This is a genomic window from Dyadobacter sp. CY351 (assembly GCF_021502625.1).
Lineage (GTDB): Bacteria > Bacteroidota > Bacteroidia > Cytophagales > Spirosomataceae > Dyadobacter > Dyadobacter chenhuakuii.
In genome coordinates this window covers 1-581 of sequence record NZ_JAKFFU010000027.1, presented here as the reverse complement: position 1 = coordinate 581, position 581 = coordinate 1, and the positions used below count along the sequence as shown (strand labels likewise).

Below are 581 nucleotides of genomic sequence, written 5' to 3'. Positions count from 1 at the left end.
AATGTATGGGTCGCGCCGTCTTTAAGACCAGCAGGGATTGGTATCGTAAAGCCATAGTTGCCTGTCCCCTTACCCTGGTCTTTCAGGTCTGCCCGGTACTGGTTGGCTATTACTGTCCCGTAAACTGTGCTGCCTTCGTAAAGCTCAACAGTCATTGTTGAATCTGCATTGTTCTTGTCCCAGACCCATCCGCGGGCACTGCTACAATCCACTGCAAAAAAGCTCCCCTCGTAAGCATTCGATCCGCAGGTCAAACTTCTAGGTGATGAGGTTACTGAATAGGTTGTCCCTTTTACGCGGATACTTAGCGAATGCGCTTTCCCGTCTCTCAGGCTAGCAGGGAGAGGCAAGCTGAAACCATAGTTACCCGTTCCCTTGCCTTCATTCTTTAATGTTTCCTTGTAAATGTTGGCCAATCCAGTCGCATAGACTGTACTACCTTCATAAAGCTCGACAGTCAGGGCAGTGCTCGAATTGTTCTTGTCCCAAACCCAGCCACGCGCACTGTTGCAGTCAACTATGTCAAAGTTACCAGCATACACATTGGCTGGGCACATCAAAGTCCGAGGCGCAGCAGTCGG

At 50.1% G+C, this 581-nt stretch carries 1 pseudogene; it reads right to left on the bottom strand.

The window, feature by feature from the left end:
• Positions 1–581: pseudogene (locus L0660_RS26025) on the bottom strand (T9SS C-terminal target domain-containing protein); the annotation flags it as partial.